26 protein-coding genes and 1 pseudogene are annotated in these 26,278 nt (G+C 74.5%); 16 read left to right on the plus strand and 11 right to left on the minus strand.

Annotated features, from left to right (window positions below):
* Positions 1–416 precede the first annotated feature (416 nt).
* Positions 417–989 (plus strand): helix-turn-helix domain-containing protein, encoded by a 573-nt coding sequence (locus tag ACFYR0_RS05290; protein WP_389322087.1) that lies wholly within the window; start codon positions 417–419, stop codon positions 987–989.
* Positions 990–1,032: 43 nt separating this feature from the next.
* Positions 1,033–1,596: a YbaK/EbsC family protein gene (locus ACFYR0_RS05295; RefSeq protein WP_389322089.1), complete on the plus strand. Its 564-nt coding sequence runs from the start codon at positions 1,033–1,035 to the stop codon at positions 1,594–1,596.
* Positions 1,597–1,640: 44 nt separating this feature from the next.
* Here the strand turns inward: ACFYR0_RS05295 and ACFYR0_RS05300 are convergent, their stop codons facing one another.
* Entirely contained in the window at positions 1,641–2,738 is a 1,098-nt protein-coding gene (locus tag ACFYR0_RS05300; protein ID WP_389322091.1) for a cation diffusion facilitator family transporter, read from the minus strand.
* Positions 2,739–2,799: 61 nt separating this feature from the next.
* Between ACFYR0_RS05300 and ACFYR0_RS05305 the strand changes: the two genes are divergently transcribed.
* On the plus strand, positions 2,800–3,162 hold the full coding sequence (locus tag ACFYR0_RS05305) for an ArsR/SmtB family transcription factor (RefSeq protein ID WP_389322094.1): 363 nt from the start codon (positions 2,800–2,802) through the stop codon (positions 3,160–3,162).
* A gap of 33 nt (positions 3,163–3,195) precedes the next feature.
* Here the strand turns inward: ACFYR0_RS05305 and ACFYR0_RS05310 are convergent, their stop codons facing one another.
* The gene (locus ACFYR0_RS05310) at positions 3,196–3,738 is read right to left on the minus strand and encodes a DUF1353 domain-containing protein (RefSeq protein WP_389322096.1); all 543 of its coding nucleotides are present in this window, start codon (positions 3,736–3,738) and stop codon (positions 3,196–3,198) included.
* A gap of 359 nt (positions 3,739–4,097) precedes the next feature.
* Between ACFYR0_RS05310 and ACFYR0_RS05315 the strand changes: the two genes are divergently transcribed.
* The 4 genes from ACFYR0_RS05315 to ACFYR0_RS05330 all read left to right on the plus strand — a co-directional run bounded on the left by ACFYR0_RS05315 (position 4,098) and on the right by ACFYR0_RS05330 (position 7,157).
* Positions 4,098–4,346: a hypothetical protein gene (locus ACFYR0_RS05315; protein ID WP_389322098.1), complete on the plus strand. Its 249-nt coding sequence runs from the start codon at positions 4,098–4,100 to the stop codon at positions 4,344–4,346.
* Complete coding sequence (locus ACFYR0_RS05320) at positions 4,343–6,175, plus strand: hypothetical protein (protein ID WP_389322100.1); 1,833 nt, start codon at positions 4,343–4,345, stop codon at positions 6,173–6,175. The genes ACFYR0_RS05315 and ACFYR0_RS05320 overlap by 4 nt, the downstream gene beginning before the upstream one ends.
* A gap of 80 nt (positions 6,176–6,255) precedes the next feature.
* Complete coding sequence (locus ACFYR0_RS05325; RefSeq protein ID WP_389322102.1) at positions 6,256–6,486, plus strand: hypothetical protein; 231 nt, start codon at positions 6,256–6,258, stop codon at positions 6,484–6,486.
* Complete coding sequence (locus tag ACFYR0_RS05330; protein WP_389322104.1) at positions 6,483–7,157, plus strand: hypothetical protein; 675 nt, start codon at positions 6,483–6,485, stop codon at positions 7,155–7,157. Before ACFYR0_RS05325 ends, ACFYR0_RS05330 begins: the two co-directional genes overlap by 4 nt.
* A 15-nt stretch (positions 7,158–7,172) precedes the next feature.
* Here ACFYR0_RS05330 and ACFYR0_RS05335 read toward each other — a convergent pair whose 3' ends face one another.
* On the minus strand, positions 7,173–7,580 hold the full coding sequence (locus ACFYR0_RS05335; RefSeq protein WP_389322106.1) for a CoA-binding protein: 408 nt from the start codon (positions 7,578–7,580) through the stop codon (positions 7,173–7,175).
* 163 nt (positions 7,581–7,743) lie between these two features.
* Between ACFYR0_RS05335 and ACFYR0_RS05340 the strand changes: the two genes are divergently transcribed.
* From ACFYR0_RS05340 to ACFYR0_RS05360, 5 genes are all read left to right on the plus strand, one after another.
* Positions 7,744–8,469: a hypothetical protein gene (locus tag ACFYR0_RS05340; RefSeq protein ID WP_389322108.1), complete on the plus strand. Its 726-nt coding sequence runs from the start codon at positions 7,744–7,746 to the stop codon at positions 8,467–8,469.
* Positions 8,466–9,008, plus strand: coding sequence for a SixA phosphatase family protein (locus ACFYR0_RS05345; protein WP_389322110.1), 543 nt, complete (start codon positions 8,466–8,468; stop codon positions 9,006–9,008). The genes ACFYR0_RS05340 and ACFYR0_RS05345 overlap by 4 nt, the downstream gene beginning before the upstream one ends.
* A gap of 87 nt (positions 9,009–9,095) precedes the next feature.
* The gene (locus ACFYR0_RS05350; protein WP_389322112.1) at positions 9,096–9,722 is read left to right on the plus strand and encodes a YigZ family protein; all 627 of its coding nucleotides are present in this window, start codon (positions 9,096–9,098) and stop codon (positions 9,720–9,722) included.
* 110 nt (positions 9,723–9,832) lie between these two features.
* Positions 9,833–10,996: an exonuclease SbcCD subunit D gene (locus ACFYR0_RS05355; RefSeq protein ID WP_389322114.1), complete on the plus strand. Its 1,164-nt coding sequence runs from the start codon at positions 9,833–9,835 to the stop codon at positions 10,994–10,996.
* Positions 10,993–13,977 (plus strand): AAA family ATPase, encoded by a 2,985-nt coding sequence (locus ACFYR0_RS05360; RefSeq protein WP_389322116.1) that lies wholly within the window; start codon positions 10,993–10,995, stop codon positions 13,975–13,977. Before ACFYR0_RS05355 ends, ACFYR0_RS05360 begins: the two co-directional genes overlap by 4 nt.
* Positions 13,978–14,089: 112 nt before the next feature.
* Here ACFYR0_RS05360 and ACFYR0_RS05365 read toward each other — a convergent pair whose 3' ends face one another.
* Complete coding sequence (locus ACFYR0_RS05365; protein WP_386379641.1) at positions 14,090–14,536, minus strand: Lrp/AsnC family transcriptional regulator; 447 nt, start codon at positions 14,534–14,536, stop codon at positions 14,090–14,092.
* Between the two features lie 174 nt (positions 14,537–14,710).
* Between ACFYR0_RS05365 and ACFYR0_RS05370 the strand changes: the two genes are divergently transcribed.
* Complete coding sequence (locus ACFYR0_RS05370; protein ID WP_389322118.1) at positions 14,711–15,187, plus strand: rhodanese-like domain-containing protein; 477 nt, start codon at positions 14,711–14,713, stop codon at positions 15,185–15,187.
* A 106-nt stretch (positions 15,188–15,293) separates the two neighbouring features.
* On the opposite strand, the gene ACFYR0_RS05375 is transcribed toward ACFYR0_RS05370, so the two are convergent.
* On the minus strand, positions 15,294–16,985 hold the full coding sequence (locus tag ACFYR0_RS05375; protein ID WP_389322120.1) for a DUF885 domain-containing protein: 1,692 nt from the start codon (positions 16,983–16,985) through the stop codon (positions 15,294–15,296).
* Positions 16,986–17,018: 33 nt separating this feature from the next.
* Positions 17,019–17,510, minus strand: coding sequence for an Lrp/AsnC family transcriptional regulator (locus ACFYR0_RS05380; protein ID WP_386379638.1), 492 nt, complete (start codon positions 17,508–17,510; stop codon positions 17,019–17,021).
* Positions 17,511–17,571: 61 nt separating this feature from the next.
* On the opposite strand from ACFYR0_RS05380, the gene ACFYR0_RS05385 reads away from it, so the two are divergent.
* On the plus strand, positions 17,572–18,801 hold the full coding sequence (locus ACFYR0_RS05385; protein ID WP_389322123.1) for a trans-sulfuration enzyme family protein: 1,230 nt from the start codon (positions 17,572–17,574) through the stop codon (positions 18,799–18,801).
* 214 nt (positions 18,802–19,015) lie between these two features.
* On the opposite strand, the gene ACFYR0_RS05390 is transcribed toward ACFYR0_RS05385, so the two are convergent.
* A complete protein-coding gene (locus ACFYR0_RS05390; RefSeq protein WP_389322125.1) occupies positions 19,016–20,452 on the minus strand; it encodes a GNAT family N-acetyltransferase in 1,437 nt (478 codons plus the stop codon).
* Positions 20,453–20,779: 327 nt separating this feature from the next.
* Positions 20,780–21,610, minus strand: a complete 831-nt coding sequence (locus tag ACFYR0_RS05395; protein ID WP_389322127.1) for an alpha/beta fold hydrolase — start codon at positions 21,608–21,610, stop codon at positions 20,780–20,782.
* A gap of 375 nt (positions 21,611–21,985) precedes the next feature.
* On the opposite strand from ACFYR0_RS05395, the gene ACFYR0_RS05400 reads away from it, so the two are divergent.
* A complete protein-coding gene (locus ACFYR0_RS05400) occupies positions 21,986–22,747 on the plus strand; it encodes a GntR family transcriptional regulator (RefSeq protein ID WP_389322129.1) in 762 nt (253 codons plus the stop codon).
* Between the two features lie 125 nt (positions 22,748–22,872).
* Here the strand turns inward: ACFYR0_RS05400 and ACFYR0_RS05405 are convergent, their stop codons facing one another.
* The 3 genes and pseudogenes from ACFYR0_RS05405 to ACFYR0_RS05415 form a co-directional block, all read right to left on the minus strand.
* Entirely contained in the window at positions 22,873–24,030 is a 1,158-nt protein-coding gene (locus tag ACFYR0_RS05405) for an ROK family transcriptional regulator (protein ID WP_386379633.1), read from the minus strand.
* Between the two features lie 99 nt (positions 24,031–24,129).
* Positions 24,130–24,519: pseudogene (locus ACFYR0_RS05410) on the minus strand (response regulator transcription factor); the annotation flags it as partial.
* Positions 24,486–24,836, minus strand: a complete 351-nt coding sequence (locus tag ACFYR0_RS05415; protein WP_389322787.1) for a mismatch-specific DNA-glycosylase — start codon at positions 24,834–24,836, stop codon at positions 24,486–24,488. The gene ACFYR0_RS05415 and the pseudogene ACFYR0_RS05410, both read right to left, overlap by 34 nt.
* Positions 24,837–24,933: 97 nt before the next feature.
* Between ACFYR0_RS05415 and ACFYR0_RS05420 the strand changes: the two genes are divergently transcribed.
* Positions 24,934–26,130 carry a tyrosine-type recombinase/integrase gene (locus tag ACFYR0_RS05420; RefSeq protein WP_389322131.1) on the plus strand — a complete coding sequence of 399 codons (1,197 nt, stop codon included), beginning with the start codon at positions 24,934–24,936 and terminating at the stop codon, positions 26,128–26,130.
* Positions 26,131–26,278 lie beyond the last annotated feature (148 nt).

The raw sequence follows: 26,278 nt of genomic DNA on the forward strand, positions 1-26,278 counted from the left end.
CCCGCCGGCAACCACGTCCCCGTCAGGGTCGGCCCCGCCCCCGCCGCCTGTACCCCCAGCAGCCGTGCCCCCAGGAACCCGCGCGCGGCCGGCGCGGTCACCCCCCGCCTCGCTCCCGGCGCCCGTGGCCACCACCGCGCCGAGCACGCCCACCGCGACCGACTGCGAGACGACCACCACCGTCAGCGAGGGGACGCGCCGCGCGAGCAGTCCGCCGCCGAAGTCGGCCAGGCCCCAGAGCACGCTGGTGGCCTGGGCGGAGAGTGCTGTCACAGGACCCTCGCAGTACAGTTCGGTGAACGGTCGGGTGCACGCCACCGCAGTGCGGTCGATCGAACCCTGTAATCCAAAATACTGGACCAGGCCCCGGGTCCACCGGCCCGAGCCGTGGCCGGCCGGACTCCCTGGACGGAAATGTGGCGGACCTCGACCTGCTGACCCAGTCCCTGGCGCGCAACGTCAAGCGCTGGCGGACGGAACGCGGCTTCACCCTGGACACGCTCGCCGCCCGGGCCGGGGTCAGCCGCGGCATGCTCATCCAGATCGAGCAGGCCCGCACCAACCCCAGCCTCGGCACGGTCGTGAAGATCGGCGACGCGCTCGGCGTCAGCATCACCACCCTGCTCGACTACGAACAGGGCCCCAAGGTCCGGATCGTCCCGGGCGAGGAGGCCGTACGGCTGTGGCACACGGAGGCCGGCAGCTACAGCCGGCTCCTCGCCGGAACGGAGTCCCCCGGTCCGCTGGAGCTGTGGGACTGGCGGCTGATGCCCGGCGAGTCCAGCTCCTCCGATCCGCACCCGGTCGGCACGGTCGAACTCGTCCACGTCACCGCGGGCGAGCTGACCCTGACCGTGGACGGCGTCGAGTACCGCGTCCCGGCCGGCGCCAGCGCCTCCTTCAAGGCCGGGGCCCCGCACACGTACGGCAACACCGGTGGCGAACCGATGGAGATGGTGCTCGCCGTCTCCGTCCCGCCCGTGCACTGAGGCGTCGGGGCCGGTGGCCGGGAGCGGCTGTTAGCGTGCGGTCATGCGTGCACCCATCGGAGACTTCGACCACGCCGTACCCGCCCCCGACTGCCTGGACGAGCTGATCCGCCCGGTCGCCGACGCCGTGCGCGACTGGCGCGGGGGTGTGCCCGCCGAGCAGATCGTCTACGTCGAGACAGACCCGCGGTGGGCAGACACGGCCGTCTTCGTGGAGCACTACGGCCGCGAGCTGCTGGAGCGGTCCGCGAACTGTGTCGTCGTGGCGGGCAGACGCGGCGGCGAGACGACCCTCGCCGCGTGCCTCGTGCTGTCCACCACGCGCGTCGACGTCAACGGCGCCGTCCGCCGCCATCTCGGCGCCCGCAAGGTCTCCTTCGCCCCGATGGACACCGCGACCGGCGAGACCGGCATGGAGTACGGCGGCATCACCCCCGTCGGGCTGCCCGCGGACTGGCCGCTGCTGGTCGACGCCGCCGTCGTCGACCTGCCGTACGTCCTGGTCGGCAGCGGCCGGCGACGCGGCAAGCTCCTCGTCCCGGGCAAGGCCTTCGCCGAACTGCCGGGCGTCACGGTGCTGGAGGGCCTGGGACTCGCCCTGTCCTGAACTCCACGCCTCCTGAACCCCTCACCTCCTGAACTCCACTCCTCCTACGCCGTGATGACGGGGCGGGAGACCCCCGGGGCGGACGCGTGATGGGCCAGCGCCTGGTGCGGGTCCTCCTCGCCCGGCACGGGAGCCGGGTCGGCGTGCACCAGGGCCGCGGTCAGCCGGGGAACGGTGTGCAGCAGGGCGTGCTCGGCGGCCACGGCGACGGCGTGGGCCTCGCGCACGGTCGTCTCCCCGTCGACGACGACCGCCACCTCCGCCCGCAGCCGGTGCCCGATCCAGCGCAGCCGCAGCTCACCCACCCCGCGCACCCCCGGCACCTCCCGCAGCGCCTCCTCGGCCCGGTCCACCAGCGCCGGGTCCACGGCGTCCAGCACCCGCCGGAACACCTCACGGGCCGCGTCCCGCAGCACCAGCACGATCGCCGCGGTGATCGCCAGGCCCACCACCGGGTCGGCGAGCCGCCAGCCCAGCGCCGAACCGGCCGCGCCCAGCAGCACGGCGAGGGAGGTGTACGCGTCGGTGCGGGCGTGGAGTCCGTCGGCGACCAGCGCGGCCGAGCCGATCTCGCGGCCCACCCGGATGCGGTAGCGGGCGACCCACTCGTTGCCCGCGAACCCCGCGAGCGCCGCCCCCGCGACCGCGGGGAGGTGCGTCACGGGCCGCGGGTCCAGCAGCCGGTCGACCGCCGTCCAGCCCGCGAACACCGCCGACGCGGCGATGGTCAGCACGATCGCGATGCCCGCCAGGTCCTCGGCGCGCCCGTAGCCGTAGGTGAAGCGCCGGGTGGCCGCGCGGCCGCCCAGCACGAAGGCGATCCCGAGGGGCACGGCGGTCAGCGCGTCCGCCGCGTTGTGCACGGTGTCGCCGAGCAGCGCGACCGAGCCCGACACCGTCACCACCACCGCCTGCGCGAGCGCCGTCACGCCCAGCACCGCGAGCGACACCCACAGCGCGCGCATCCCGCGTGCCGAGGACTCCAGGGCGGAGTCGAGCTTGTCGGCGCTCTCGTGCGAGTGCGGGGTGAGGAGATGGGCGAGGCGGTGCCGGAGACCGCCGCGGGCGGGGTGGTGCCCGTGACCGTGTCCATGACCGTCCGGGTGGTCATGTCCGTGGTCGTGCTCGTGCCGGTCGCTCACGTCGTTCCCCTTCCGGTGCGGCGTGGTGGACGTACCCCGCGCCCGGCGACATTATGTGCGTATGAACGCACGCATGCACCTGTCACCTGCGCACGATGCGCATCCGCGCACCCCGGGCGAGGAACAGTTCGCGCTCGCGGCCGAGTTGCTGGCCCTGCTCGGCGACCGCACACGGCTCGCCCTGCTGCACGCGCTGACGGACGGCGAGGCGGACGTCAGCACGCTCACCGAGCGGTGCGGGGCGGCCCGGCCCGCCGTCAGCCAGCATCTGGCGCGGCTGCGGCTCGCCGGACTGGTCGGCACCCGCAAGGAGGGCCGCCGGGTGGTCTACGCGCTGCGCGACGGCCATCTGCGGCGACTGGTCACCGAGGCGCTCAGCGTCGCGGACCACCGCATCGCGGACCGGCCCCCGCACGAGGACTGAGCGGGGTCGGGACCCGGGTGACGGGACGCCGGGTCAGGAGCCGGGCGTCGGTACGCCGCTGAAGCTCGGCTCGTTGGCCCGGCCGGGGGTGCGGCGGCCGGTGAAGAGGTACGCGATCCACTCCAGCACCCAGAACAGGGCCAGCCACACGGTCACCATCAGCGCGGGCACGGCCAGGAACGCCACCGCCGGGACGGTCACCAGCAGCCACAGCAGCCAGGAACCGGCTCCGGCCCCCGACAGCCTGCTGCCCGTACGCACCGCCGCCCACATGATCCAGCGCCGCAGGGCCGAGACGCCCAGCTCGCGCAGGGCGCGCCGGAAGATGCCGTCCGCGTCGGCCCGGCTCACCGGGGCCTCGCGGCACAGGAAGTCGTGCAGGATCGCCGCCTTGGTGTAGACGCCGTAGCGGGGGATGAGCCACACGAACATGGTGGGCACCGAGGCGAAGTCCGTGCGGAAGGGGACCGGGACGACGAACGTCTGGCTGCTGCCCCGGTAGGTGAGTTCCTCCCTCAACTCCCAGGTCTCGGCGTCGATCTGCTTGACGGTGATGTCCCCGTCGGCGAAAGGCATGGCGATCACCTCGCGTCGTGGCGCGGGCGCACTCCGCCGGGCGCCCTGTCCTGGATGTACCCCTCGCGGTGGCCGCCGTACCGCTCACGGCGGCCCGGCGCGGTCCCGACGGGCCGCCGCCGTCAGGGCCTCCGATGTGAAGGCGAACGCCCCGCGGCACCCGATCCACTGAGTGCCCGAAGAGCCAAACTGCCTTTTCACAAAGCAAGTTGACTGTGCGTCATGCAGGGATCCGAACCGAGCACGCCACGCGGGCGCTGAGTGAACAGGCCGTCACGCGGACCACGTTCTGTGATAGTTGGTGTGCGGAGGGGATCCGCCGAACGGCGTACGGTCCCCGACGGGGAGGTGACACGGGGGTGGAGCAGTTCCGCGGGCGACGGCCCGGAACCGGCGGTGTGGAGCCGGTGTCCTTCGGGCCGACGGCGGAGACCGGCGAACAGGCCCGCTCCGGCGAACCCCCTTACCAGGCACGGCGACCGCGCCGGCCCGCCGAGGGCCACGACCACGACGACACCATGTGCCCCCGGCGGGCCCGCCGGCCCGTCGGCACTGCCCGGCGCTCACACGCCGACCTCGTACGGCGCGCCGGGAAGCTGACGCGGTGATCCGGTCCGCGCGTGCCGACCTGACCGTCTACCGCTGGTCCGACCGTTCCCTGCTCGGCCGCGGCGACGTCGGCCCGGTCACCACCTCGCTCGAACGCGAGGCGCTGCTGCGCTGGAACAACCGCATAGAGCACCTCGTGTGGGCCGCCCAGGACGACACCGGGGACACCGCCCCCGGCTTCGTCTACCTGCGCTACGGCCACGAGGCGGCCCTGCTGCGCAAGGTCCCCGCGCGCGACCGGCACGGGCGTTCCGGCTCCACCCTCACCCATGTGCTCACCGGCCCCGCCGACAGCATGGACCTGAACCTCGCGCTGGCCGCCTGCCGCAGCGACTGGGACGACTGGCTGCCGCCCCCGGCCCGCCAGGCCGCGCTCCTGGACGGCCACGCCCCGCGCGGCCCCGAGTCCGAACTGCTGTCCAGGGTGGCCCTGGACCGGGTGCGCGGCCTGCTGCTGGACCGGAACCACCTCCTGGAGGACCTCGACAGCGCCGTCCTCGACGTGCCCGAGGGCCTGCTGACCCGGCTCGCCGAGGCCCTCATGGAGCATCCCGGAGCCCCGCTGACCGTGGTCGGCTCACCCGTGCCCGGCGAGGTCGTGGTGCACGCGCTGGCCGACCTGCTCGGCCAGGTCGTCGTCGGCGACTGGACGTTCGCCACCCGTGAGGAGAGCGACGCGCTGCACGAACTCCCGCAGTTCGTCTTCGTACGCCCCGACGCCACGGCCGCGATCCAGGGCACCCGGCGCCGTATCGACGCCGGCACACCCGACGGGCCCGGCGGACCGCTGCGCGCGTACGCCGCGCTGCTCGTCAGGCTCCGCCGCAGGCGCGGCCGACGGGCCCTGGGCCGTATGCGGCCCCCACGCCCCCTGGTCACCGCCGAGCAGGTCCACGCATGGCTCGAGCAGCACAGCGTCGCCCCCGGCCTGCTGAGCGACCTCACCAGCCTGCTGGAGGCCGCGCCGCACGGCGATCTGACCGCCACCGAGGCCGCCTATCTGGGCAGCCGGGCCGCACTGCCCCCGGTCCGCCTGGAGCTCGGCCGGCTCAAGGACGCTCACCTCGCCCGGCTGCTGCAGGCCTGGTCGGTCCGGACACCCGAAGCGGACCACTACCGGCTCGTGCACGAGGAGATCCGGCTCACGGCCCTGCGGCGCGCCTTCGACACCGCCTCGCAGGGCGCCCGCTCCGAACTGGAGGACGTCCTGCGCGCCGCACCGCCCGACCCGGGCCTGGTCCGCGCGGAACTGGACGAACGGATGGACCGGGCGGCCGCGCGGGGCGTCGCCTTCGACGTGGTGCCGCTGCTGGCCTGCGCCGCACGGACGGGACTCGCGAGGGACGCCCTCGACGACTTGACGGAGGTACTGGTGGGCCGGTTCGACACCACCGACCTGATCCGCGAGATCGACCGCATCAGCCACACCGAACCCGAACGGGCCCGCGCCCTGCTGGAGCGCTGCGCCGAGCACGGCACCGGCCGCCGCGCCCGCCGGGACGCGTACGACACTCTGCGCCGCACCGAGTTCCTGGCCGGGGCCGTGGACCGCATGGCACCGCGGGACCCCGCGCTGGCCGTCCGCCTCTACCGCCTGCTGCTGGCCTGGACCGTCGGCGCCCGGCTCGGCAGGCGCGCGGTCCACGCGGTCCTCGCCGCGGCCGGGGCGCGCCCCTCGCCGGCCCTGCTGTGGGCGCTGCTGGAGGTCTGCCGGCCCGGCCCGGCCCGCAGGGCCGTCGTCGACACCGTCGTCGGCGAGTACTTCCGCGAGCGGTTGCCCGACCCCGCCGGACCGCGCGGGGCGCGCACCCACGACGCGTGGGGCTGAGGGAGAACCGGCGCGGCGGGGGTTCGCGGGACCACGTCGGTGGCACAGCCGAAGTAGACCGGTGCGGGAGGGGGAACGGGATGAGCGGGACGGGCGGGGACGGCACGGACGGGCCCGAGATCGGCAGCGTGCGGTTCAACGACCGGGGGCAGGTGGAGTTCTACGACGGGGAGGTCTGGATGCTGTACCCCGACCTCACGACGGGCGAGGAGGAGGCACGGGCGTTGGTGCGCGGGGCGGACCCGGCGGACGCCGACGGAGGCGGTCTCACGGACCGGGACCGCGACTCCGACGGCCCGGAGCCCAGGTGACCACACCGCCCGAGCCCCAGCCGCCGGCCGACGCCGCGCTGGTCTCCGCCGCGCAGGCCGCGGTCACCGACATGCGCGCCACGGCCCGCTGGACCGTCGTCGCGTTCGCCGCCGTCGGCGGAGTGATGCTGGGCGGGCTCCCGCTGGCCGGGATCGGCGAGGTGCGCGACGGCGGCGACCTGGCCCTGGCCTCGGCCGGGCTGACGCTCGCCGTCCTCGGGGTCGCCTGGGCGATCTGGCACACCGCCGAGGCCCTCACGCCCCAGCTGACCACCCTGCGTGTGCTCACCGGTCCGACACCCCGCGAACGCCGGGAGCTGGCCGACCTGCACGCCGAACTCGAAGCCTCCCCAGGGGCGTTCTACGGGCCCTTCGGCACCACGCCCGCCGAGCTGGACGCGGCCTGCCGGCTGCACGGCAGGGTCGCCGCCAACCTGGAGGCCCTGCTCGTCCACGAGAGCGACGACCGCCGCCGCGCCGAGGTCTCCTACCGGCTGACCCTGGCCCGCGCCAACGCCGAGCAGGCCGGGCGCCGCCGCCGCGACCTCCTCGAACTGGCCCACGCCTGGCAGGTCCGTGGCGCCCTGCGCCGGGCCCGGCTGCACACCATGGCGGGCGCCTTCTCGGTGGTGGCGGGGGCGGTGATGTTCCTGCTCGCCACGGCCGGCTGAGAAGGGGTCCTGGGTTCAGCCCAGGCGCGGGATCTCGATCGCGGGGCAGCGGTCCATGACCATGTCCAGACCGGCCGCGCGAGTACGGTCGTAGGCCGCCTCGTCGATCACGTCGAGCTGGAACCAGACGGCCCGCGCGCCCTTGGCGACGGCCTCGTCGGCGATCGCCCCGGCGAGATCGCTGTTCACGAAGACGTCGACGACGTCCACCTCGAAGGGGACGTCGGCGAGCGAGGCGTAGCCCGGCTCGCCGTGCACGGTCTCCGCCTTGGGGTGCACGGGCACGACCCTCTTGCCGTAGCGCTGCAGCACCTCGGCGACGCGGTACGCCGCGCGCTGCCGGTTCTGCGACAGGCCGACCACGGCCCAGGTGTCACCGGACTCGGTGAGAATCTTGCGGACCGTCGCTGCGTCGCCGTACACCAGGGCCTCCCTCGGCCTCGTCGTCCCCGGGCGGCCGGTGCCGCCCGGAGTGGGCAACAGAGAGGGGCGCGCGCTGATTCCCCGCGCCGGGGTCGCGGGACGCCGTGACCTGAATGCGTACGACATACCTGCGCACTCCGGCACACGCGCCTACGCTCGCTTCGTGCTGCGCATCATCGACGCCCGTACCGGCGAGCCCGTCGAGGCCGCCCCCGTCCGTCGGGGCCTGACCCGGGTCGAGGCCCATGCCGGCGGGCCCGGCCTCACCGCCCTGCGTGTGCTGCTCGTCGCCGACCTGCTGGTGCGCGCGCTGGAACTGGGCGGCACCCCGGTGTGGGCCGTCCTCGCCGGAGCCCCTCGGGAGGCCGAGCTGCGCGCGGCCGCGGCGGCCCTCGGCGTACGGCCCTTCGAGGACGGCCGGGACATGGGGGCGGGCCTGGGCGAGGCACAGGTCATCCACGTGGGCGTAAGGGAAGAGGGTCCCGTCGCGGAGGGGGGCGTCCTGGTCGAGGTCGCCCCCGTGCTCGCCGCCTCGGACCCCGAGCCCGACCCCGCGGTCCTGCGGCTAGCCCTGCTGACCCGGCCGCGCGGCACCGGGATGGAGCTGGACACCGCGGCCCGCGCGGAGGCCCACGGGAGCCTGACGCGCTGGAGGCGGGCCGTCGCCGGATGGGCCCGCAGCCCCTCCCGGCCGATCCCCGCCGAGGTACGGCGGCGCCTGCGCGAGGCCTGGGAGGACGATCTGGACCTGCCCGGCGTCCTGCGGGTGCTGCGGGAGGTGGAGGAGGCCGGGCCGGACCTGCCGGACGGCGCCCGCTTCGAGACGTACGCCTACGCCGACCGGCTGCTCGGCCTGGACCTCACCCACGATCTGGGGGCCCCGCGGTGAACCCTCGTACGGGAGCGGGCCCGCTGCGCCGCCTTGTCGTGCTGCGGCACGCGAAGTCCGCCTGGCCCGAGGGCGTGCCCGACCACGAGCGCCCGCTGGCGGGCCGGGGCCGCAGGGACGCCCCCGAGGCGGGCCGCGCGCTCGCCGGGGCCGACTGCGTACCGGATTTCGCGGTGTGCTCCACGGCCGTCCGCGCCCGCCGCACCTGGGAACTGGCCTCCGCCGAATGGGCCACCCCGCCGCCGGTGCGGTACGACGAGAGGGTGTACGCCGCCGAGGTGCCGGACCTGCTGACCGTGGCGCGCGGGACGCCGCCCGCGGCGCAGACGCTCCTGCTGGTCGGTCACAACCCGGGTCTGGAGGAACTCGTCCTCGCCCTGGCCGGGAGCTCACTGGACGACTCCCTGGAGACGGTCCGCGAGAAGTTCCCCACCTCGGCGATCGCCGTCCTCGCCTGGTACGGACACTCGTGGGACGCCCTCGTGCCGGGCTGCGCGCTGCTCATGGGCGTGATGGTGCCGCGGGGCAGGAAGAACTAGAACCGTGCCGGGCGTCGCGGGCCGGTGAACCCTTCCGGTCACGGCACCGGGTACGGCCGCCCGGCGCGCACCGCATAGGCTGGCCGGATGCAGGACGAGTACCGCACAGTCGCCCGTGCGGGCGTGCACGAGACCGAGGTCAACCGCTCCCGCTTCCTGTGCGCGCTCGCCCCCGCCGCCACCGAGCGGGAGGCCCAGGACTTCGTCGCCGCCGTCCGCAAGGAGCACGCGGACGCCACCCACAACTGCTGGGCCTACGTCATCGGCGCCGACGCCTCCGTCCAGAAGGCCAGCGACGACGGCGAGCCCGGCGGCACCGCGGGCGTCCCCATGCTCCAGATGCTGCTGCGCCGCGACATGCGGTACGTCGTCGCCGTCGTCACCCGCTACTACGGCGGGGTCAAGCTCGGCGCGGGCGGCCTGATCCGCGCCTATGGCGGTGCCGTCGGCGAGGCCGTCGACACCCTCGGCACGCTCACCCGCCGCCGCTTCCGCCTCGCCACGGTCACCGTCGACCACCAGCGCGCGGGCAAGGTCGAGAACGACCTGCGCGCCACCGGCCGCGAGGTCCGCGGGGTCCGCTACGCGGAGCGGGTCACCATCGAGATCGGCCTCCCCGACGCCGACGTGGACGCGTTCCGCGGGTGGCTCGCCGACATCACCGCCGGGTCCGCGGGGTTCGAGCTGGGCGGCGAGGCGTACGGGGACGTCTGAGGTCAATAGGTGGCAAAACGGGCGTAACTTGCGTACGTGAGAACTGTCATGACGGGCGATACGGGAGTTACCGCCCGTGATGGCAGACCCGGCCGTTAACCTCGGGGATCATGAGGCTCCTGCACACTTCCGACTGGCATCTCGGCCGGGCGTTCCACCGTGTGAACATGCTCGGTGCCCAGTCCGAGTTCATCGCCCACCTCGTCGCGACCGCGCGTGAGCGCGAGGTCGACGCGGTGGTCGTCGCGGGAGACGTGTACGACCGGGCGGTGCCGCCGCTGGCCGCCGTCGAGCTGTTCGACGAGGCGCTGCACCGGCTCGCCGACCTCGGGGTGCCGACGGTGATGATCTCCGGGAACCACGACTCCGCGCGCCGGCTCGGGGTGGGGGCCGGGCTGATCGGGCGCGCGGGCATCCATCTGCGCACCGACCCGGCTGCGTGCGGCACACCCGTGCTGCTGGCGGACACCCACGGCGACGTCGCCTTCTACGGCCTGCCCTACCTCGAACCTGCCCTGGTCAAGGACGAGTTCGGCGTCGAACGGCCCGGACACGCGACCGTGCTCGCGGCCGCCATGGACCGGGTCCGCGCCGACCTCGCCGCACGTGCGCCGGGCACGCGGTCCGTCGTCCTCGCGCACGCCTTCGTCACCGGCGGCGAGGCCAGCGACAGCGAGCGGGACATCGCCGTCGGCGGTGTGGCCGCCGTCCCCGCCGGTGTCTTCGACGGCGTCGACTACACCGCGCTGGGACATCTGCACGGCTGCCAGACCATCACCGACCGCGTCCGCTACTCCGGCTCCCCGCTGCCGTACTCCTTCTCCGAGGCGGGTCACCGCAAGAGCATGTGGCTCGTCGACCTCGACGCCGAGGGCACGGTCGCCGCCGAGCGTCTGGACTGCCCGGTGCCGCGTGAGCTGGCCAGGATCAGGGGGACGCTGGAGGACCTGCTCGCCGACCCGGCCCTCGCCCCGCACCAGGACGCCTGGGTCGAGGCCACCCTCACCGACGCCGTGCGCCCCGCAGACCCCATGACCCGGCTCGCCGAGCGGTTCCCGCACACCCTCAGCCTCGTCTTCGACCCCGACCGCGCCCCGGACGACCCCGACGTGTCCTACGCCCGGCGGCTGGCGGGTCGCAGCGACGAGGAGATCGCCGAGGACTTCGTGGCCCATGTGCGCGGCGCCGGTCCCGACGAGCGGGAGCGGAGCGTCCTGCGGGACGCCTTCGACGCCGCGCGCGTCGACGCGGCCGTGCGGGAGGTGGCCCGGTGAGGCTGCACCGCCTGGCACTGACCGCCTTCGGCCCCTTCGGGGCCTCCCACACCGTCGACTTCGACGCCCTGTCCGCCGCCGGGCTGTTCCTGCTGCACGGCCCCACCGGAGCGGGCAAGACCTCCGTCCTCGACGCCGTCTGCTACGCCCTCTACGGCTCGGTGCCCGGCGCCCGCCTCGGCGCCGCCCTGCGCAGCGACCACGCGGCTCCGGCCGCCCGTACGTCCGTGACGCTCGAACTCACCGTCGCCGGAAGGCGGTTGGAGGTCACCCGGCAGCCGCCCTGGGAGCGGCCGAAGAAGGGCAAGCGGCTCGGGACCACCGTCGACAAGGCCCAGACCTGGCTGCGCGAGTACGACGCCACGGCCGGCGCCTGGAAGGACCTCAGCCGCTCCCACCAGGAGGTCGGCGAGGAGGTCACCCAGCTCCTCGGGATGAGCAGGGAGCAGTTCTGCCAGGTCGTGCTGCTGCCCCAGGGCGACTTCGCGCGGTTCCTGCGCGCCGACGCCGAGGCCCGGGGCAGGCTGCTGGGCCGGCTCTTCGACACCCGGCGTTTCGCCGAGGCCGAGAAGCGCCTCGCCGAACGCCGCCGCGGTGCCGAGGCCGGGGTGCGCGAGGGGGACTCCGCGCTGCTCGCGGACGCCCATCGCATGCAGCAGGCCGCGGGCGCCGCCATGGAGCTCCCCGAGCTGGCGCCCGGCGAGCCCGGCCTGGCCGAGGCCGTGCTGACCGCGGCGGCCGTCGCCCGCAGCACCGCGCGCGAGCAGCTCACCGTCGCCCGCTGCGGTCTCGCAGCCGCCGAGTCCGCCCAGGCCGCCGCCGACCGCGGCCTCGCCGACGTACGGGAGACCGCGCGGCTGCAGCGGCGGTCAGCCGAGGCGCGCGAGCGGGCGCGGCGCCTCCAGGACCGCTCCGAGGTCCACCAGGCGGATCAGCGGCGCATGGAGCGGGCCCGCAAGGCGGAGGCCGTCGCGCCCGCTCTCGACCTGCGCGACATCGCCGACACCGAGCACCGCCGGGCCGCTGCCGCCGAGGCACACACGCGGGCGCCGCTGCCCGACCGCCTCGCGGGCGAGGGCGCGGCCGGGCTCGCCGCCGCCGCCCGCCGGGCCGCCGAGGAACTGGGCGGGCTGGAGTCGGCCCGGCGCGCCGAGCAGCGGCTCGCCGGACTGCGCGCCGAACGCGCGGGGCTGGACCGGCAGGAGCGCGCCGACGAGGACGTCCTCGCCGAGGCCGACGCCTGGCTCGCCGGATGGGAGACCGGCCGCGCCGCCCTCCAGACCCGGATCGACACCGCGCAGGAGGCCGCCACCCGCGCCGAGCAGCTCGCCGTGCAGCTCGAACCGGCCCGGCGGCGGCTGGAGGCGGCCGGGCGGCGCGACCGGCTCGCCGCCGAGACCGACGCGGCCCGGGAGCGGGCACTGGCCTCCGCGCGGCGCGCGGTCGACGCCCGCGCCCACTGGCTCGACATCAAGGAACAGCGGCTCACGGGCATCGCCGCCGAACTCGCCGCGAACCTCGGCGCCGGCGAACCCTGCGCGGTCTGCGGCGCCACCGAACACCCCGCTCCCGCCCGCAAGGTCTCCGGGCACGTGGACCGCGAGGCCGAGGAACACGCGCTGGCCGCCTCCCAGCGCGCCGAGGAGACCCGCGCCGGGGACGAGCGCCGTCTCGGTGCGCTGCGGGAGGAACTGGCCGCCGCCACCGCCGAGTCCGGGGACAGCCCCGCCGCCCTGCTCGGTGAGGAGGCCGCGGAACTGGAGCGGCTCCATACCCGCGCCCGGGACGAGGCCTCCGGCCTCCACCTCGCGCACGAGGACCTGCGCCGGGCCGAGGAGGAACACCGGCGCCGCACCGAAGCCCGCCAGCAGGCCGCCCTCGGGTCCGTCTCCCGCGCGGCCCGCCGCGAGGCCCTGGAGCGGGAACGGGCCGCGCTGGAAGGCGAGTTGGCCGAGGCCCGGGGCGCCCTGGACAGCGTGGCCGCCCGCGCCGCGCAACTGGAACGGCAGGTCGCGCTGCTGGACGCCGCCGCCGGGGCCGCCCGCGCCGCGGAGGACGCCGCCCAGCGGCTCAAGGACGCCGACGCCCGGCTCGCCGACGCCGCCTTCAAGGCCGGTTTCGACACCCCGCGGGCCGCCGCCGACGCGCTCCTCGACGACGCCGCCCACCGCGAACTGCAGCACCGGCTGGACGCCTGGCAGCAGGAGGAGGCCGCGGTACGGGCCGTGCTCGCCGAGGCCGACACCGCCGCGGCCGCCCAGCGGCCGCCCGCCGACCTCGCGGGCGCCGAGGCACACGCCGCCGACGCGTCCCGGCGGCTGCGAGAGGCCGCCTCCGTGCGGGACGCGGCCGCCCGGCGCTGCACCGAGCTCGACCGGCTGTCCGCGCGCGCGGCCGCCGGGGTGCGCCGGCTCGCCCCGCTGCGCGAGGAGCACGACCGCGTGGCCCGCCTGGCCGCCCTGACCGCGGGCACCTCGGCCGACAACGAGCGCAAGATGCGCCTGGAGTCCTACGTCCTGGCCGCCCGTCTGGAACAGGTCGCCGCCGCGGCGAGCGCCCGGCTGCTGCGGATGTCCTCCGGCCGCTACACCCTGGTGCACTCCGACGACCGTTCCGGGCGCGGCCGCAGCGGACTCGGCCTGCATGTCGTCGACGCCTGGACCGGACGCGAGCGGGACACCGCGACCCTGTCGGGCGGCGAGACCTTCTTCGCCTCGCTCGCCCTCGCCCTCGGCCTCGCGGACGTCGTCACCGACGAGGCGGGCGGGGTGCGCCTGGACACCCTCTTCATCGACGAGGGCTTCGGCAGCCTGGACGACCAGGCCCTCGACGAGGTCCTGGACGTCCTGGACTCCCTGCGCGAACGCGACCGCAGTGTCGGCATCGTCAGCCATGTCCCCGACCTGCGGCGGCGGATCCACGCCCAGCTGGAGGTCGTCAAGGGCAGAGCGGGGTCGGAGCTGCGGCAGCGCGGCACCTGACCCGGGCTCCGCCGGGCGGGCGGACGCCAGAGGGGTCAGGTGCCCCGCACCGCCGGTCGGGCGGGTTCCGGCGTGGCCACGGGCGCCGCCGGTCAGCCTGCTTCCGGCGTGGTCACTGGCCCAGCGGGCGCCTCGGCAGCGGTGAGGAGTAGACGACGCTGGTCGTCACCGAGCCCAGCGCGCCGATCTTGCCGGACACCTCTTCGAGATGCCGCATCGAGCGGGCGGCGACCTTGATGACGAAGCAGTCGTCGCCCGTGACGTGGTGCGCCTCCAGGATCTCCGGCGTCACGGCGACCAGGTCATGGAAGGGCTTGTAGTTGCCGTTGGGGTAGCGCAGCCGCACGAACGCCAGGATCGGCAGCCCCAGCCGGTCGGGGTCCACGACCGCGGAGTACCCCCGGATGACCCCCGCCTCCTCCAGCCGCCGCACCCGCTCGGTGACCGCGCTCGCGGACATCGCCACCGCACGGGCCAGCTCGGCGAAGCTGGCCCGGCCGTCGCGCTGGAGGACGTCGAGGATGCGCCAGTCGGTGGCGTCCGGGGAAAAAGCGGTCACCCCCGATGGATAGCAGGGGAATCCCCGGCCGATCAAGCCCCACGCCGTGGAACGGCACTTCTGGAAGATGATCAACGACCGTAGATTTCCGGTCATCGGACAGCAAGGCCGCTCGGACAACGTCGTCGCCCGGCCGGCACTGTCGTGGGACAGCCCTCAGCGAAAGGGTCCGCGATGACCACCGCCACCACCAACCCCGTCCTGCGCGTCGCCCCCGCCGCCCCGGCCGAGGCCGCCGCCTACTTCCGCGCCAGCCTCGTCTTCCACGCCGACGTCTCCGACGTGGCCGCCGCGCTGGCCGCCGGAGCCGACCCCGGCTTCGTCGTGCTGGACTCCCGCTCCACCGCGTCCTGGGACCAGGGCCATGTGCCCGGCGCCGTCCACCTGCCGACCGCGCTCATCCCCGAGCAGGCCGGACAGCTCCTCGACAGGTCCGTGCCCGTCGTGACGTACTGCTGGGGCCCCGGCTGCGACGGCGGCACTCGCGCGGCCCTCGCCCTCGCCGAACTCGGCTTCCAGGTCAAGGAGATGCTCGGCGGCTTCGAGTACTGGGTGCGCGAGGGCTTCGAGTACGAGACCTGGGAGGGCCGCGAGCGCAGGGCGGCGGACCCGCTGACCGCCCCCGTGGGCGACGAGGACTGCGGCTGCTGAGCGAGGAGGCGCGGCGGACCGGCCGCCGCACCGCCGGTACAGGGGGCGGGCCGGCCCGTACAGGGTGCGGCGCGGCCCGTACGGCCCCGCCGCACCCGTCCCCGCGTCAGAGCGCGGACAGCTCGTCCACCAGGTCGTCGAGACCCAGCGACCCCTGCGACAGCGCGGCCATGTGCCAGGCCTTGAGGTCGAAGGCGTCGCCGTGCCGCGCGCGGGCCCGCGCGCGGCCCAGCAGCCAGGCGCGTTCGCCCAGCTTGTAGCCGATCGCCTGGCCCGGGATCGTCAGGTAGCGGGTCAGCTCGCTCTCCACGAAGTCCGCCGGACGGCTGCTGTGCGCGCCGAAGAACTCCTGCGCCAGCTCCGGCGTCCACCGCTCGCCCGGGTGGAAGGGCGAGTCCGCCGGGATCTCCAGCTCCAGGTGCATGCCGATGTCGACGATCACCCGGGCCGCGCGCATCATCTGCGCGTCCAGATAGCCGAGCCGCTCCTCCGGGTCGGTGAGGAAGCCCAGTTCGTCCATCAGCCGCTCCGCGTACAGCGCCCAGCCCTCGGCGTTGGCGCTCACCCCGCCGAGGGTGGCCTGGTAGCGGGAGAGGTTCCCGGCGACGTACGTCCACTGCGCGAGCTGGAGGTGGTGGCCCGGCACGCCCTCGTGGTACCAGGTCGAGACGAGGTCGTAGACCGGGAACCGGGTCTGTCTCATCGTCGGCAGCCAGGTGCGGCCCGGCCGGGAGAAGTCCTCCGACGGCTGCGTGTAGTACGGCGCGGCCGCGCTGCCGGGGGGCGCGATGTGCGATTCCACCTTCCGTACCGGCTCGGCGAGTTCGAAGTGCGTGCCGTCGAGCGCCTCGATCGCCTGGTCCATCAGGCCCTGGAGCCACTCGCGGACCTCGTCGACGCCCTCGATGTGCCGGCCGTGCTCGTCGAGGTGCGCGAGCGCCACCCACGGGGTCTCGGCGCCGGGCAGGATCTTCTCGGCCTCCTTGCGCATCTCGCCGAGCAGCCGGTGGTACTCCGCCCAGCCGTAGGCGTACGCCTCGTCGAGGTCCAGGTCCGTGCCGTTGTAGTAGCGCGACCAGCGGGCGTAGCGCTCACGGCCCACCGGGTCCGGGGCGCCCTCGATCGCCGGGACGTACACCTCCCGCATCCAGTCGCGCAGTTCCACCACGGCCGCGGTCGCGCCGCGCGCGGCCTCGTCCAGTTCGGCGCGCAGCGTTTCGGGTCCGGCCGAGACGAAGTCCTCGAACCAGCCGCGGCCGCGGCCGTCCGTGTCGGCCCACTCGCCGAGCTGCTCGACGAAGGTGGCCGTCGGACGCGGGCTCGCGTACAGCTTGCGCTCCAGGCCGAGGGTCAGCGACTCCCGGTAGCCCGCGAGCGCGGCCGGGACCGCGCGCAGCCGCCGGACGATCGCCGCCCAGTCCTCGTCGGTGCCGGTGGGCGTGACGGTGAAGACCTCACGGACGTGGTGGGCGGGGGTGCCCATGTTGCCGACGGCCCGCAGGCCCTCGTCGGCCTCGTGCACGGCGAGTTCGGCGGTCAGACGCTCGCGCAGCAGCCGGGCGCAGCGGCGTTCGATGTCGCTGTCGGCGCCGGGCCGCCGTTCGGCCTCGTCGAGCGCGGCGAGGGTGGCCCGCTGAAGCGCGGCGAGCGCCTCCTGGCCCGCGGGCGAGAGATCGGGCAGCCTGCCCGAACTCTCCTTGACTCCCAGGTAGGTACCGGCGACCGGATCGAGGGCGACGAGCTCGTCGACATAGCTGTCGGCGACCTCGCGGGGCAGCGGGCTCGTGGTGTCTGACATGCGGACCATCCTCGTACGGCGGCCCGCCGCGCGTCACCCCGATTGCGCCGAGGGCGAAGGAGGCAGCAGCGGCCCGCAGTCCCAGCGCTGGAAGATCAGCCGGGTCTCCACCCGGGCCACCTCCCGGTGGGCGGTGAACCCGTCCAGCACCAGCCGCTGGAGATCGGCCATGTCCGCGACGGCGACATGGACGAGGTAGTCGTCGGGGCCGGTGAGATGGAAGACGGTCAGCGACTCCGGCAGCGCCCGCACGCGTTCGACGAACGGACCCACCAGTTCCCGCCGGTGCGGCCGGACCTGCACCGACAGCAGCGCCTGCAGCCCCCGGCCCAGCTTGGCGGGATCCAGCCGCAGCTGGTGCCCGAGGATCACCCCGGCCCGCCGCAGCCGGGTCACCCGGTCGAGGCAGGTCGAGGGGGCGACCCCCACCTGGGCGGCGAGGTCGCGGTAGGTCGTCCGGGCGTCGTTCTGCAGCAAGGTCAGCAACTGAAGATCGACCGGATCCAGTACGACGGATTCAGCCACTCGTCGAACGTAGCACGGGGCTCACCTCAACCGGCCCGGCCGGTGTTCACCCTGTCCGTCCATGGACACCGACATGGACACGCCCGCGGGCTCCGCCACCCCGGCGCCCGCCTTCCGGCCCTCACCCCGGGCCCTGGCCACCGAGGCCGTGCACGCCGGCCGCGACGACCTCGCGCGCCAGGGGCTGCACGCCCCGCCGATCGACCTGTCCACCACCTACCCCTCCTACGACAGCCGGGGGGAGGCCGCCCGCATCGACGCGTTCGCGCAGACCGGTGCCGAGCTGGACGGCCCGCCGGTCTACGCCCGGCTGGGCAACCCGACCGTCGCCCGGTTCGAGACCGCCCTGGCCCGGCTGGAGGGCACCGAGTCCGCCGTGGCCTTCGCCAGCGGCATGGCCGCCCTCAGCGCGGTGCTGCTGGTGCGGTCGTCCATGGGCCTGCGCCATGTCGTCGCCGTGCGCCCGCTGTACGGCTGCAGCGACCATCTGCTGACCGCGGGGCTGCTCGGCTCCGAGGTCACCTGGACCGACCCGGCCGGCATCGCCGACGCGCTGCGCCCCGACACCGGACTGGTGATGGTGGAGACACCGGCCAACCCGACCCTCGCGGAGGTCGACCTGCGGGCTGTCGCGCACGCCTGCGGCTCGGTCCCGCTGCTGGCCGACAACACCTTCGCCACACCGGTGCTCCAGCGCCCCGCCGAGCACGGCGCCCGCCTGGTGCTGCACAGCGCCACCAAGTACCTCGGTGGCCACGGTGACGTCATGGCCGGTGTCGTGGCCTGCGACGAGGAGTTCGCCGGGAAGCTCCGGCAGATACGTTTCGCCACGGGCGGTGTCCTCCACCCGCTGGCCGGCTATCTGCTGCTGCGCGGCCTGTCCACCCTCCCGGTCCGGGTGCGCGCGGCGTCCGACACCGCCGCCGAGCTGGTCCGCCGGCTCGCCGCCGACCCGCGCGTGGCCCGGGTGCACTACCCGCGCATCGGCGGCGCGATGGTCGCCTTCGAGGTCCACGGGGAGCCGCACGAGGTGATCGCGGGCGTCCGCCTGATCACCCCGGCCGTGAGCCTGGGCAGCGTCGACACCCTCATCCAGCACCCCGCGTCCATCAGCCACCGCATCGTCGACGCCGACGACCGCCGGGGCGCGGGCGTCTCCGACCGGCTGCTGCGCATGTCGGTCGGCCTGGAGGACGTCGAGGACCTGTGGGCCGACCTGGACCAGGCGCTCGGGCGGGGCGACGGCTCCGCGGGCGCGACGGCCCGCGTCGAGGCGGTGTCCGGGGTCTGACCCGAGGTGCGGACGGCCGGGCGTGTTCCGTCAGGGGCGTCCCGCACCGAACAAGGAACGGCCCGGCGCGTATCGCGCCGGGCCGTCCCTCCCGGGGCCGGCCGCGACTCGTCCCCGTTCGGGTCCGGCCGCGGTCGGCGCTCCTCAGGACCGGCCGTGACTCCCGTTCGGGGCCGGCCGCGTCGCGGTCGGTGCTCCCAGGGGCCGCCGTGGCTCAGTCCCGCACGCTCCACTCCTTCGGCACGTCGTACGGCAGCCGCGAGGCGACCGGCGTCGCGTCCAGGCGGGCCGTGATCACCAGCGTGCCCTCCTCGATCTGGTAGTCCAGCGGAAGTCCGAGGCCCCGCATCGCGGCGACCATGCCGGTGTTGGAGGCCTGCGTCACCGCGTACACGCTGTCGCAGCCCGCCTCCACAGCCATCGTCACCAGCCGGCCGAGCAGTTCCGCGCCGACGCCCCGGCGCTGCCACTCGTCCTCGACGAGCAGCGCGACCTCCGTCTCGTCACCGTCCCACAGCAGGTGACCGAGTCCCACGATGCGTCCCGAGCGGGTCTGCGCCGCGAGGGTCCGGCCGAAGCGCGGACCGAGCAGGTGGTTCAGATAGCGGTCGGCGTCCTTGACCGGCCCGTGGTAGCGCATCCTCAGGGTCCCCTGCGAGCACCGCTCGTGCATCGCCTTCGCGGCCTCCACGTCGGGCAGGTCGGCCCGGCGCACGGTGATGGCCTCGCCCTGCGGCAGGGTCAGCACGTCCTGGCCGTGCGGCACCCGCGGACCGAGCCGCGCGTCCAGCTCCACCAGCGCCCGCGCCCGGGCGAACTCGGTCGGGGTGAACGGCAGATACGGCCGCTCCACGGTGATCACTCCGCCCTCCGGCGCCCGCAGGCGCAGCACGGTGTCCTCCAGCGCGCCCTCCACCGGACCCGTGGCCTCGCCGGCCGGGGGAGCGGAGGGCAGCGAGCGGATGGTGCAGCGGCCCAGCAACTGCCGCAGTGCCAGAGGGAGTTCGGAAGCGTCCAGGGCGGTGCGGGTAGCGAGGCCGAGCACCCGGGTGGGCGCGTCGACCAGGTCGTGGGCGTCGGCCCGCTCGATCCAGGTCCGCGTGCCGCCGGCCTCGGCCACCGCGCGGGTGATCTCCGTCGCGGTGAGCGTGCCCGGCGAGCGCAGCAGGAACTCGTCGACGGTGTCCTCGCCCAGCGGGTGCGTCTGGAGGGTGAGGATGTCGACCTCGCGCGCGGCCAGGGCGGTGCACAGCGCGGCCAGCGAACCGGGGGTGTCCTTCACGGTCGTCCGCATCCGCCACAGGGCGCTGTGCCCGGCGGCGTCCTCGGCGGACGGTCCCGACGGCCCGGCCTGCCGCTCGGTGGAGCGCGGCCGGGCGTCGGTATCACTCGTATGGCTCGTATGGCTCGTGGGCGGTTCGTGGCCGTGCCTGCGGGCCCACCAGATGTGGAACGTGGCCGTGGCGAGCAGCACCACCGCGGAGATCACCAGCAGGGCCGGACCGTCGGGGCCGTGCCCGATCAGGTTGGCGACGGCGTCGGCGACCGCGACGGCCGTGAACAGGGCGGCGAGTTCGACCACGTCGCGCCGCCAGTGGTGGACGGGGCGGCCGTGCCGCGCGCGTGTGACGTCAGAGATTTTCTGTTTCATGACGCCACTCTGAACGACTGGTGTTGCGTGATCACGAACGCTTTGTGACCGATGGGTAAAGCATGCTTCCGTGCGGTTTATTGCCTCTTTGACCGTTTCGCGATCACCCAACTCGGCCCCGGCGCCCGCCGGGTGCCGCACACCGGGGGATGACGCCGGTGCGCGGCACACTCGGAGCCTACGGCAGCCACCGGCCCGCGCGGCCCCGCCGGGGCGCGCCCGTCCGACGGCCCGTCACCCGCGGCCCCGCCGGGGCGCGCCGGTCCGACGGCCCGTCACCCGCGGCCCCGCCCGCCGGCCCGTCACCCCGCGGCCGGGCCCGTCGGCTCAGCGGCTGCCGTCCAGGATGACGCGGGCCACCAGCGCCGGGTCGTCGTTCATCGGCACATGGCCGCAGCCCGGCAGCCGGACCAGCCGGGCCTTGGGGATGGTCGCCTTGGCGCGCACGCCCTGCCGGGGCAGCAGCAGCCGGTCCCTGGTGCCCCAGGCCACGGTGACCGGGATGCCGGAGACGTCGTCGGAGAACCGTACGTCGGTGCCCGCGCGCAGTGTGTCGGTGAAGCCGTCGGAGTTGACCAGGGCGAGCGTCTCGGCCACCACGGCCTCCGGGGAACGGCGGCCGGGGCGGGCGTAGATCGCGCTCGTCAGGACGGCCCGGCCGGCCGCCGAACGGGACAGCCGCTCGACGAGCGGCAGGGGCAGCCGGCGCGCGCTGTGGCGCATCGCCAGCAGCACCGCGAACGCGTAGCGCCGCTCGGCCTGGCTCCAGAACCCGGCCGGGGACAGGGCGGTGACGGACCGCACGCGCTTCTCCCGGCCCAGTTCCAGCGCGAGCAGACCGCCGAGCGAGTTGCCCGCCACGTGCGGGCGGTCCAGGTCCAGGGCCTCGCACAGCGCGCCGAGCGCGGTGTTGGTGGTGGGCAGGTCGTAGGAGAGGCCGTCCGGCAGGGACGGGGAGACGCCGAAGCCCGGCAGGTCGACGGCGATGACGTCCCGCTCGGCGGCCAGGATGTCGATGACCGGGTCCCAGGCCTGCCGGTGATGGCCTATGCCGTGCAGCAGGAGCAGCGGCTCGCCGCTGCCCACGCGCGCGTAGGACACGGTCACGGACCGCCGCCCCTGCGGTGAGGGGACCTCGAAGGTGACGGTGGCGGACATGAGCGGCTCCCTTGGTTCCGGCGGCTCGGAGGCCTCCGACGACTCCCGCGACGACGGCCGACGCTTGGCGGACAGCTTGTCAGCGATTGCTACTCGTGGGTAGCCCCGGTTGTACACCCCGTGTTCACGCCAACGCCCGCAGGGTGGCGACGCGTTGACCTGGGCGACGGGGGTTTTGCCGTCATGTCACGAATGCGGCCCTGTGCGAACGCGCCGTGAACGCTCCGCCGCGCGCGTCCCGTGAGCCGCCGAGGGGATCGAGGATTGGTCTTGACCAAGGGTGGGGGCCGCCCTATGGTCGCGTATAAGTGCAACAACCTTTAATAAACAAGGGCGCTAAAACGCCGCCGGATCACGGCGATTGCGGAGGACAGGGTGGGGACCCAGCAGCTGGAATCGGTGCCGGAACCGAAGTACTGGCACCTCAGGACCGTGCTCACCGAGGCACTGGACTCCGAGTTCGCGGTGGGGGAGATCCTCCCCAACGAGCGTGATCTCGCGGCCCGGTTCGGCGTCGCCCGCGCCACTCTGCGCCAGGCCCTGGAACAGCTCGAGCTGGAGGGCCGCCTCCAGCGCCGCCGCGGTGTCGGCACGACGGTGGCCCCGCCGCGCGTGGGCGTCGCCGTCGGCAGCGAGCAGGACGCCTGGCCCGGCGGCCCCGGGGACGCCTGGCAGCCCGTCGACTGCGTCCTGGAGGTGCCGCCCGCGGCCGTCGCCGCCGCGCTGGAGACCGGCGCGGGCGAGCCCGTGCACACCGTGCGCCGTATCCGTGTCACCCACGGCCAGCCGGTCGCCGCCGAGCTGCTGCACATCCCGGCGGCCTCGGTGCCCGCCCTGTCCGCCATAGACGCCCCCTCGGGCGCGGCACGCGCGCGTGCGGTGCTGCGCGAGCTCCAGCGCCTGGAGCCGGAGGGCCACGAGAACGCCGTCGAGCTGGGCTCCGCCCGCGCCGAGGACGCCAAGGAGCTGGACCGGCTGCCCGGCGCGCCCGTCCTGATGGTCACGACCCGGTTCCTCGCCGCCGGGCGTACGGCCGCGCTGTCGGTCGCCACCTACCGCGCGGACACCTGTCGGCTCACCTTCGGTGACTCGGGCCGCGTCGAGATCCACGAGGACCCGCAGCGCCGGGCGTCCTGAGGATCCCGCCTCCCCGGGCGGCGACGAGGCCCGCCGGTGCCCTTCCCCACGGGGCACCGGAGTTCTCCGCCGAACCCTCGGGGCAGGGAAGGCCGCCGACCCCTCGCGGCAGGGCAGGCCGCCGGTCACCGCCGGGCCGTGACCGTGCCCTCCACCGCGAACAGCTGCTCCTCCACATGGTCCAGGGCCAGCCGCACCGCGCCCGTCGCCACCGCCGCCTCGCCCAGCAGCGACAGCGCCACCCTCGGCGGCCGCAGACAGTAGCGGGCCAGCTCGCGCCGCAGCGGTTCCAGTACGTCGTCCAGGCCGGCCGCCCAGCCGCCGATCACGACCAGCTCCGGGTCCAGGGCCAGGGCCAGGGCCGCCACGTCGTGCACCAGCCGCTGTATGAAGCGGTCGACCGCCGCGCGGGCACCCTCGTCGCCCCGGCGTGCCCGGGCGAAGACATCGGCGACGGCCTGTTCGTCCAGCGGGTGCAGCGGCTCGTCCGTCGTGGACAGCAGCTTCTCCGGCGTGACCTCGCGGCCGAGCAGATGCAGGGCGCCGATCTCCCCGGCCGCCCCGCCGTAGCCGCGATGCAGCCGGCCGCCGATCAGCGCGCCCGCGCCCGGGCTCAGCCCGGCCAGCACGAACACCACGTCGTCCGAGTCCGTCGCCGAGCCCTTCCAGTGCTCGGCGACCGCCGCGGCGTTCGCGTCGTTCTCCACCAGCACCGGGCACTTGAAGGAGCGGCTCAGCCGCTCGCCCAGCCGCAGCCCCGTCCACCCGGGCAGCGCGGTGCCCAGCCGTACGGTGCCGTCCGCCTCGACGATCCCGGGCGTGCCCACGCCCACCGCCCGCACCGACGCGCGCGAGACACCGGCCCGGCGCAGCAGCTCGGCCACCGCGCCGCGCACCCGCTCCAGCCGCTCGTCCGCGTCGACCGTCTCGTCGACCTCCTTGGTCTGGGCGCCCAGCACCCGGCCGTCCAGGTCGGCGAGGAGCGCGGCCACCCGGTGGACACCGATCTCCAGGCCCAGCAGGTGGCCCGCCTCGGCCCGGAACCGGAACCGCCGCGCGGGCCGGCCCTGCCGCCGGGTGGCACCCTCCTCGGCCGCCTTCTCGACGACCAGACCGGCCTCTATGAGTCCCTCGACGACACCCTCGACGGTCGGCCGGGACAGCCCGGTGACGCGGGTGATCTCCGTGAGCGTCGCGCAGTCGGTGGCACGCAGAGCGTGCAGCACCACCGCGGAATTGATCCTTCGCAGCAGCGAGGGATCCCCGCCGGTCAGCCGCCCCACCGTCCGTCCTCCCAGCTCGTGCGCGTGTTGGCCGGATGTTACTCGGCACGGGTGACCGCGGCGAGTGCCGGAGGTGCCGGTTCCGGGCGAAGCCCGGGCTCAACCGGGCGAGACGAACCCCGACTCGTACGCCACGACGACCGCCTGCGTGCGGTCGCGCGCCCCCGGCTTCGCCAGGACGGCGCTGACGTGCGACTTCACCGCCTCCGTGCCCACCGTCAGCCGGACGGCGATCTCCGCGGTGGACAGGCCCCGGGTCATCAGCCGCAGCACCTGCGCCTCGCGCTCGGTCAGCCGGGCCCGCTCCAGCGCTTCCCGCGCGGCCTGCCCGACGGAGGCGCAAGGCTCGGCCCTGCCGCGACCGGACTGCGCGACGAAGACGCAACCGAGCCCTCGCCGCGACCGGACTGCGCGACGAAAGCACAAGGATCGGCTTCGCCGCAGACAGGCGTGGCTCAGTTCTCCGTAGCCGTCCGCAGGCGCGCGTACTCCTCCGCCATCGCCGCCGTCGTCCAGTGCGCGTTCAGACCGCTCGGATTCGGCAGCACCCACACACGCGCGCCCCCGATCGTCCGCTCCTGCGGCCCCACCCCGGCCTTGCGCTCGTCGAAGGCGGCCCGGTAGGCGGTCACTCCCACCACCGCCAGCCAGGCCGGCTTCCGCCGCTCCACCTTCGCCGCCAGCAGCCGCCCGCCCTCGCGGTACTCCTCGGCGCTCAGCTCGTCGGCGCGCGCGGTCGCCCGGGCCACCACATTGGTGATCCCGAGCCCGAAGGACAGCAGCTCCGCCTGCTCGGCGGGCTTCATCAGCCGTGGCGTGAACCCGGACAGATGCACAGTTATCTGCACTACGTCTTCTCGTTGGTCTCGGTGCCGGTACCCGAGATCAACGAGGAGAGTGCGAGTGGACCTGCGACATGAACTGATGGAGGGGCGAGCGGACGTCCCCCGTGCCGGGGCGGTAGTCCCGGCGAGGAGGGTGCATCCCCCGTACATCGTCCTCAATGGGTATGACGACGAGATCGAGCCGGTCACTGCGTATCTGCGGGACTTGGCCCTGTACGACAGCAGCCCGCTGACGGTCCGCAGCTACGGGTACGGCCTGCTGCGCTGGTTCCGCCTGCTGTGGCTGCTCGGGGTCGGTTGGGAGAAGGCGACCGAGGCCGAGACCGCGGTGCTGGCCGGGTGGCTGCGGACCGCGCCGAACCCTCAACGACAGCGCAAGTCGGCAGGTGGCCCGGCTCCGGGCTCGGTGAACCTGCGCACTGGGAAGCCCATTCTGCGTGTCGGCTACGCGCCGCGGACGATCAACCACGCGCTGTCGGTGGTGAGCGGGTTCTACGAGTTCCACGCCCACCAGGGCAACGGGCCGGTCACCAACCCGGTCCCGGTTTCCCCACAGCGGCGCCGGGCCCTGGCCCATCGCAGCCCGCTGGAGCCGATGCCGGTGCTGGGCCGAGCTCGACTGCGCCAGAAGGTGGCAGACCGGCCGCCGCGGTCGATCCCCGATCTTCTCTGGGACGAGTTGTTCGAGTGCATGGGGTGCGAACGCGACCGTGCCCTGTTGGAGTTCTACGTCTCCAGCGGCGCCCGCGCCGAGGAATTGCTCGGCGTCGGAATCGGTGACCTGGACTGGGCTGGCCAGCGCGTCTACGTGATCTCAAAAGGGTCGCGGGAGCGTCAGCCTGTTCCGGCCTCCCCGCAGGCGTTCGTGCGGTTGGCACACTACCTCGACGAGATCGGCACCCCGCCGTCGGACGAGCCCTTGTGGCGGACTCGCCGAGGGGTAGATCGGCCCTTGTCCTACTGGGCGATGCGGCGCATCATGCAGCGCGCCAACGAGGTGCTGGGCACCAATTGGACGCTGCACGACCTGCGGCACACGGCCGCGAGCCGTATGGCCAACAGCGGCAAGCTCACGCTGCCCGAGGTGCAAGCCATCCTGCGGCACGCCAACATCCAGACGACCAGCCGCTACCTGACGGTGCGTGTCGAGGAGCTTTTCGACAAGCTCACCGAGCACTACAACACTCCGCGCGTCGAACGGAGCTATCCCGCCGGCTACGACGCCGACGACATCACGGCGGTGTTCGGTGCCTAAGTCCCGTCTCAGTACCACCACGGGGGCAAGTCGACGTCACGGCCCGGTTGCCGAAGGTCTCGACTTCGCCAGCCGATTCGTCGGTGGGGCCATCACGCCCGAACCGGCCGTTGCTGAGGCACCGCCTCGCCCGCACGGCGAGCTCGGC

Origin of the sequence: Streptomyces sp. NPDC005017, assembly GCF_042873115.1 — a bacterium.
Taxonomy (GTDB): domain Bacteria; phylum Actinomycetota; class Actinomycetes; order Streptomycetales; family Streptomycetaceae; genus Streptomyces.